Raw genomic sequence first — 7,660 nt, 5'->3', positions numbered from 1 at the left:
TTGGCTTGTCGCCCGCAAGTCTCGGGTGTAGCTTGAGGCCTAACAATTCATTCAAGCCGAACCCGCTTCGCGGGTCGGCTTAATTCAGGTGTTAGGTGTGCGATGGGAATAAACGTCTACTGGAGGGATGAGCTTGGCGCGATCCTCGCTACCGTTGAGGACTCGGATGCACTTGCCCAGATGAGCAGTCTTCTGTTTCGGCAAACCGGCAGTGCTTGCGTGCGCTTCATAGACCCAGCCGGGGATGCCTGCTTCAATCAACTCCAGATCCCCATACTGGCATCAGAGATTCGTAGCCTGTTGCCGGCCATTGACAATCCCCGCTGGCAAAGTCACCTTCAGGCGGTGCTTTCGCTAGTTGAGGGCGCGTCTAAGTCTCATACTTACGTATGGTTCCACGGTGACTAGCCGCACACCTAACAATTCATTCAAGCCGAACTTGCCCGCTAGCGCGGCCAAGTCGGCTTAATTCTGGCGTTAGGGCCCTATGCAGTCAGCGCTAGTCCTTGAGAGTTCTTTGGAGCACGACGGTGACGGACTTGTTCGCTATTGGCTCAGCGTTGAGAACGGTCACTTTCGCGCAAGCACTTCCGCTTGGGGCTACGAGGACGAGCATCTAAAATTCGCTGACTCACTGGCAGGTTTTCCTACTGACACATCGTCTAGCCTCAACTACAAGTTTGGTAGTGACGGTACCGGCACTTGCTTGCTGGAGTTCACCTGCTTGGACAATCTCGGTCATCTGGGTATCTGGGCCACGCTTGAGTCAACCTATCCTGTAGGTCGCTCTGATCGCTACGAGAAGGCGTCTGTTTTTAACCGCACTGACCCCGCCAGCATTGATCGGTTCGTTGCGGAGATGCGAGCGTTCGTGGCAGGCTCGCCGAATCGGGCCCGGCTATCCGGGCTAGGGCCCTAACAACTCATTCAAGCCGACGCCGCTTCGCGGCGCGGCTTAATTCAGGTGTTAGGCCCTATGGTCAGAGTACTCGGCGGCTTGATCTTGTCTGCGGTGATCGTAGGAACTGCATCTGGCGTCATCTTCTTTGAGGTGGTTGGCCTAATCATCACATTGCCGCTGGCAATTGCTGTAGCCGTAGTTCTCGGCACGCCGACCTATTTCCTCTTGCGCAAGTTGGGGTGGCTGGCTTGGTGGCAAGTGACGTTGTCGGGCGCACTGCTTGTCGTTCCGTTCGCTCTGTACGCTTATCCGTACTGGAACTTTGTCGCAGGTATCATTGGCTCTGGTGCCGTCGCGGCGCTGCTCTTCTGGTTCTTCGGCATAGGGCCTAACAATTCATTCAAGCCGACGCCGCTTCGCGGCGCGGCTTAATTCAGGTGTTAGGGCTCACATGTTGCATCGCTATGGCCTCTGGGCTTTTACAGTTCCGCGCCCACTTTCGGACCGCCGCATCTGGCTGGAGGACGATGAGTCTTACTCGCTGCCTACGGAGTTTCAGCGGGCAATTGGCATTCGCTACGCGCCTGATGGAGATAGAAGGTACCCGGACTTCAAAGGTGGTTTCCTTCAGTGCGCCACACGCAATAACCAGTACTCGCTCAGCTCCCTCGCTAAGACCTTCTTTTGCCCCAGCCCCTATTCCTTACAGCGGACGTCCGTTGCTCCAGGTCACTCACTCCTGTTGGCAAGAGCTACGGGATTTGCCGCCCTCTGGTCGCCTAAGATGCGATTCGTATCACTGGGCTTTGGTGCCCATCCGCTTGCCACCGCGCTGGTAGGTGATCGCAGTGAGCCCTAACAATTCATTCAAGCCGAACCCGCTTCGCGGGTCGGCTTAATTCAGGTGTTAGCGGGCATGTCCAAGTTCATCGCGCTCAAAGTCGCTTTTTGCCTATTGTTGGTCGGTTGCCTCAACGACACCCTAGACGCGTCATACGACTCTCTGGCGGACGTGGATATGACTAAGGGCTGGGTGCCTGCGTGGCTTCCCGAAACAGCCGTCAATCTGCGAGAGGTTCATAACTTGGACTCAAATGCGAGCGCTCTCGCGTTCGACATCCCGCCGGGCGGAGCCTGGCAATTGCCCGAGCATTGCCGCTCCGTAACGTTTGCAGACACAGCTCCAAGTCACTTCGACCGGTCGTGGTGGCCCTCCGAGAGCAGCCTTTCCTCTTCATACTCGCTCTACCAGTGCAAGGCTGATGCATCGCCGGATTTTGCGTTCGTCGGCATCTCAAAGACGGGCAGGCGGGGTGTGCATTGGCGCGCCTATGCCCGCTAACAATTCGTTCAAGCCGACGCCGCTTCGCGGCGCGGCTTAACTCAGGCGTTAGGTTGCGCAGATATGACGTCACGCACTGAAAAGACGAGAAGGATGGAGGTCCGGCGTAAGATCGGATCTCGCTCGCTTCATGACCCTGCAGGTCCCGCGGCCTTCCTGCGCGGCCCGCAGTACCTCGTGGCGCACGCTTGCTTTCAATGCCGCCTGAGCTTTAAGCGAGTACTCCGCACAGATGGATCACCGTCGCCCTGTCCCACGTGTCGCAAGCCACTCTCGGAGATGGGCCGCGGTTTCAGAGCTCCGCTGCGGCGCAATCTCGACGGTTGGAAGGCGGTGGAGCTTCTGTACCAGGCGGGTTTTCGCTTTCCGTCAACTACGCGTAGGGCAACGCCCTCTCTCCCGGGCAACAGCCGCGAGGTCGCAAGGTTCATCGCGGACAACCCGTCACACCCATATCGCGTGGGCGCAACCTAACAATTCATTCAAGCCGACGCCGCTTCGCGGCGCGGCTTAATTCAGGCGTTAGGCCCTATGGTCAGAGTACTCGGCGGCTTGATCTTGTCTGCGGTGATCGTAGGAACTGCATCTGGCGTCATCTTCTTTGAGGTGATTGGCCTAATCATCACATTGCCGCTGGCAATTGCTGTAGCCGTGGTTCTCGGCGCGCCGACCTATTTCCTCTTGCGCAAGTTGGGGTGGCTGGCTTGGTGGCAAGTGACGTTGTCGGGTGCACTGCTTGTCGTTCCGTTCGCTTTGTACGCTTATCCGTACTGGAACTTTGTCGCAGGTATCATTGGCTCTGGTGCCGTCGCGGGGCTGCTCTTCTGGTTCTTCGGCATAGGGCCTAACAATTCATTCAAGCCGACGCCGCTTCGCGGCGCGGCTTAATTCAGGCGTTAGCGCCCATGAAGCTCCATGGTGTTCTTCTGTTGATGCTCGTGGTTGGCCTTGCCGTATGCTCAAGTTCTTCGCGGGCCAAACGACCTTTGATCAGCGTTGATCAGCTTATTGCTTCACCAGAGACATACGAGGGGCAGGTCGTCAAATTGGATGCGTGCTTGTTTGTTACGCGACACGGAATGTCGTTGTACAACTGTCAGTACCAGCGAGTAAATGCCGATCAACTTGTTGGCTTTGATCCACTACCTAGCGTTGGCGACCGCGCCTACTCGCGCCTTGTGAGTCTGGGGCACGAAGGATTTGCAGTGCCAAAGTTTGAGGTCAGGGCGGAGCTCACCGGGGTCTACGTCTACCGGGAGAGCAACAGCCAAAGCGGTAGACTACTTATCATTGACGTAAACAGCGTCAAGAAGATCCCGGAGGACAGGCGGGATGGGCGCTAACAGTTCATTCAAGCCGACGCCGCTTCGCGGCGCGGCTTAATTCAGGCGTTAGGCCCCGAATGACGATCCGCGAATTGCTGGCAAGGAAGAAGAACAGGTACTTCCTGGCTATGGTCGGTACGGCTGTTCTCGCCATTCTCTCCGCCCAGGCTACGTACTTCTTCCTGCCAGGCTGGCCAATTGCTCTTGCGCTCGTGCTGGCCGTCGCGGCCATTTCGGGCTGGTTCGCTTATCGGTTTCTCGTGCGCTGCCCGCGTTGCAAGGGCAACATAGGTGCTAAGTACACATACTTCGGCAAGCGAGGCTTCCTGCTCTTTCGGCCAGTTGCTCACTGCCCATTCTGTGGAGTGAGTCTGGATGAATCGGTTGGGGCCTAACAATTCATTCAAGCCGACGCCGCTTCGCGGCGCGGCTTAATTCAGGCGTTAGGCACCAATCCCATTTACAAAGCGGCGGACAAATGAAGCGATCAGCCTTCTCTTTAATTTTACTTCTAGCAACGGGCAGCGCCTTTGCCTAGGAGCCATCGTCGATTGACCTTCTCTTTGAGTACATAGATAAAGACATAGAGAGTGTGTCAACTAGCAACCTTCAGGTTTTAGCACAGCGGCTCAACAACGACTGTCGTGGCAGCGGCGGCAGCCCGTTCAAGGTCCAGATTACCTGCTCGCTTCGGGATGACCTGTTCTCTTATCTTCAAGAAGAGCGAGATTCCTGCTATGACGGTTCCGCTTCCCTATCTGCGCATCAGCAAGGATGGATGAGCTGTAAAGATCGGTGAGTTCACATGAGCCGGGCATCGGAGCTATGTGTAGCTTTCGCACAGTTGGTGCCTAACAATTCATTCAAGCCGAACCCGCTTCGCGGGTCGGCTTAATTCAGGCGTTAGCTCTCTAAACAATGTCGTGTGTACTTCGAATTTCGGGAAAGACCTTGGACCTAGATCGATTGGGTGCATTACCGGCCCATCCATATCGCTCTTGGAGAGCCGGTGACCCGTACGTGCCGGGCAACCCGAAGTCCAAGATCCACGAAGACTCAGGCCTCTGCTTCGACGTGAGCCGAGCAGGAATGGATCAATTCGCCGCGCAACAGAGCGAAGCCATTGTGTTCCTCCGCAAGCATGTCGGGTGGCTCCGACAACTCACCGCCAGCCAGGAGGTCGAGGCTGCTCACCTGGACTTCGGAGTCGAGGCAAGCGACGCATGGGTACAATCTGTGGTGCTTGAGCCGGCGCTTCTGCAGGCAGCGGCCCAGGCCGGCGTGTCCGTAGAGCTCTCTCGTTACACATCAACGGGCGAGAGCTAACAATTCATTCAAGCCGACGCCGCTTCGCGGCGCGGCTTAATTCAGGCGTTAGGGCTGACGGGGAATTGACGTTTTTGCGTTGGCTTCCGGCGCCGTTGGTTATCGGTGCAAGCTCCGTGCTCCAGAACCGTCCACAGCACTTTCGTTCCCGATCGCTCGTGGCGTAAGCCGCTGGCTCACGGAATTGTGCACCGCAACGGGTTTCCCGCCAGGTCCCGGGGCAAGCCTGTGCCCCCGGCCGCTTTGTCGTACAGTTCCTCCAACCGGGGTTGGGTCCACGGGTCCGCAGCCCTAACAGTTCATTCAAGCCGACGCCGCTTCGCGGCGCGGCTTAATTCAGGCGTTAGGCCACATATGAAAGGACTAGTGCTTCTCGTAGCAGCAACAGCGCTAGCTAGCTGCTCAACGTATCCACAACCTACTCTTCCCTTTCCTTGCGGCGACGGAACATCAGAGCCGTGGCAGATAGCTGTGCCCCCAGCCAATGCAAATCTGCTTAAAGAATTGGCGGGCGCCAATCCAAATTTTCCCGCGGGGCGCGAAACTTATCCAATTGAGCAGTGGTTCTCTGCTCCAAGTGGTAGCCTCATGCTGTGCAGGCGAGACAAGAGTTCTTGCGTTGGTGAGTGGTGGCAGTTCCAGTCTACTGACGGTAATCCTGCTATAGCCAAGCAAGACGCGTGGGTATGTGTCACTGGTGTGTGGCCTAACAATTCATTCAAGCCGACGCCGCTTCGCGGCGCGGCTTAATTCAGGCGTTAGACCTTGCATGAGACATCACTACATGCCTACCAAGATCACGCTTTTTCTGGCGGCTACTATTGCTGCATCCGCCAGCGGCTGCACCACATTTCAGGGCGCGACCAGTCCACCGTATTCAGTCGTCTCTGGAGAGTGGGGATTCTCTGAAGTAGATGAGTGCTCCACCAATCCAAGAACATTCTCCTTCCACAAGAGCGGAAGGATCCTGAGGGCGACGCACCAAGAGGTCTCAGAGGCAGGTGACGGAGACCTACGCAAGGTGTTCGACTACGACATCCTGGGCTCATCGCCACAGGAATTGCATGTCAGCCTTCATGGGGAGACGCGGCTAGATGGCGCTGGCAACCCTGTCACTTGGCACCTTGTAATCTTCGACAAAGATACCCTTCGTTGGAGACAAAACGACTGGGAAGCTGGCGAGTTCACGTCTGAGCTTGTGCGCTGCAAGGTCTAACAATTCATTCAAGCCGAACCCGCTTCGCGGGTCGGCTTAATTCAGGTGTTAGCGCCGCAGGGGAGATTGATGCGAACCATACTTAGCATTGGGCTCGGAATCTCTGTCTGGGCTCTACTGGTGTGGGCTGCAAGGCAGCAACCGGATACGGTGACGTTCTCCACAGAATTCTGGATCAGCTTCTCAAAGATCGTAGGATCGCGAGCGTACGAGTTGTTCATCATTCTTGTACCGTGGTTCCTGGTCGGCCTAACCGCGTCTTGGCGCCCAATCCTGTGTGGCGGGATTGCAGCGGCTCTCGCCAGTCTTATCAAGAGCTCGGAAATGCTTAGCGTCCTTTCACGAGACTACTTTCCAACACTAGCTGCCACGTCAGCTGGGCTTGCTCTTGTCCAATTCGTCTACGGCGCCGCGGGGGCCGCACTCGCGGTTGCGCTGGGCGGCGCTAACAATTCATTCAAGCAGACGCCGCTTCGCGGCGCGGCTTAACTCAGGCGTTAGGCAGCAGAAGAGCTATGTCGCAACTCTCAAACACTAGCCCGGCCACACCACTGGCATTGATGGCCGGCGTGGCGTCCATGCTTGTGCTCGGCGGCATTTTCATCGCAACAATGCTCGTCCACTACCAAGCCATTGACTGGCCGTACCTGCAGTTCGCGCTACTGCGCATCGGCGCCATTTCTCTGGCCGTTGCAGTTTTGGCCCATTTGCTGGCCAAGTGGCTGCGCTCTTCCTGGCGCGCAGCCTTGTTCGGCGCTGTGGCTGGCTTTGCTGGCGGGGTGGCGTTTGTCGCCGCTGCTGCCTAACAATTCATTCAAGCCGACGCCGCTTCGCGGCGCGGCTTAATTCAGGCGTTAGGCCGCACCCACACATGACCGAATCCGAAGCACTTTTCCTGCGAACGCTCGAAGACATCGAGAGGCGGCTAGGTCAGACTGACCCTTATGAAATCTTGTTCATAGCCGCTCTTATCCGAAAGTTGTTCTTGGACGACTTCCCGCTTGTTGACCAAGTCAATCGGAATCACAAGATTAAGCTCACATTTGAAACAACGCTGCCAATTGAGCTCCCAAAGGACTTCCCGGCACCGAGCTTCTGGACCGTGCAGGATGGCCTAGACCCCGACACAGCCATTCCTGGCAAACGACGATATACCACCAGCCGGGATCAGTTTTTCCAAACTGTTGTCACCATCGTCAATGATCATCAGTACTCCGTCCGCGAGGTTGTTCTCTTTGAGGCAAACGTCATGGGCGCCGTCCATGCCGGCAGCCCAAAGACGGACAAGGAGCACGCGCTCAAGCAGGTTGATTCAACAATAGCTGTCGGCGGGTACGCTTCATCTCTCCGGCAGTTGCAAGCAATCGCAAGGGTCGTGCTTAAGACGCTGTCCCCACTTCGGGCTGCGGCAAGTGCGGCCTAACAATTCATTCAAGCCGAACCCGCTTCGCGGGTCGGCTTAATTCAGGCGTTAGGCCGCAGATGATCTACTTCGCACACTCAAGGCAGAGCTACGATCAACTTGTAGCCTCATCTGCTTGGCCTCCTAC

Annotated in this window: 8 protein-coding genes; 7 read left to right on the top strand and 1 reads right to left on the bottom strand. The window is 56.6% G+C overall.

Translation table 11 applies throughout. From position 1 onward, the window contains the following. Nucleotides 1–976: 976 nt before the first annotated feature. The 4 genes from QFW80_RS00075 (at nucleotide 977) to QFW80_RS00060 (ending at nucleotide 3,963) form a co-directional block, all read left to right on the top strand. Complete coding sequence (locus tag QFW80_RS00075; RefSeq protein ID WP_280598810.1) at nucleotides 977–1,333, top strand: hypothetical protein; 357 nt, start codon at nucleotides 977–979, stop codon at nucleotides 1,331–1,333. Nucleotides 1,334–1,817: 484 nt separating this feature from the next. Next, the gene (locus QFW80_RS00070; RefSeq protein WP_280598808.1) at nucleotides 1,818–2,243 is read left to right on the top strand and encodes a YbbD-related protein; all 426 of its coding nucleotides are present in this window, start codon (nucleotides 1,818–1,820) and stop codon (nucleotides 2,241–2,243) included. 531 nt (nucleotides 2,244–2,774) lie between these two features. Further along, nucleotides 2,775–3,131, top strand: a complete 357-nt coding sequence (locus tag QFW80_RS00065) for a hypothetical protein (protein ID WP_280598807.1) — start codon at nucleotides 2,775–2,777, stop codon at nucleotides 3,129–3,131. Nucleotides 3,132–3,645: 514 nt separating this feature from the next. Further along, nucleotides 3,646–3,963 carry a hypothetical protein gene (locus QFW80_RS00060; protein WP_280598806.1) on the top strand — a complete coding sequence of 106 codons (318 nt, stop codon included), beginning with the start codon at nucleotides 3,646–3,648 and terminating at the stop codon, nucleotides 3,961–3,963. Between the two features lie 661 nt (nucleotides 3,964–4,624). Here QFW80_RS00060 and QFW80_RS00055 read toward each other — a convergent pair. Next, entirely contained in the window at nucleotides 4,625–4,762 is a 138-nt protein-coding gene (locus QFW80_RS00055) for a hypothetical protein (protein ID WP_280598804.1), read from the bottom strand. A gap of 916 nt (nucleotides 4,763–5,678) precedes the next feature. On the opposite strand from QFW80_RS00055, the gene QFW80_RS00050 reads away from it, so the two are divergent. From QFW80_RS00050 to QFW80_RS00040, 3 genes are all read left to right on the top strand, one after another. Then, entirely contained in the window at nucleotides 5,679–6,110 is a 432-nt protein-coding gene (locus QFW80_RS00050; RefSeq protein ID WP_280598802.1) for a hypothetical protein, read from the top strand. A gap of 560 nt (nucleotides 6,111–6,670) precedes the next feature. Further along, on the top strand, nucleotides 6,671–6,916 hold the full coding sequence (locus QFW80_RS00045; protein ID WP_280598801.1) for a hypothetical protein: 246 nt from the start codon (nucleotides 6,671–6,673) through the stop codon (nucleotides 6,914–6,916). A 65-nt stretch (nucleotides 6,917–6,981) separates the two neighbouring features. After that, entirely contained in the window at nucleotides 6,982–7,533 is a 552-nt protein-coding gene (locus QFW80_RS00040) for a hypothetical protein (RefSeq protein WP_280598800.1), read from the top strand. Nucleotides 7,534–7,660 lie beyond the last annotated feature (127 nt).

The organism is Luteimonas rhizosphaericola (assembly GCF_029888045.1).
Lineage (GTDB): Bacteria > Pseudomonadota > Gammaproteobacteria > Xanthomonadales > Xanthomonadaceae > Luteimonas > Luteimonas rhizosphaericola.
Note: the sequence above shows the minus strand (reverse complement) of the source record. Positions and strands in the feature narration are given on the sequence as shown.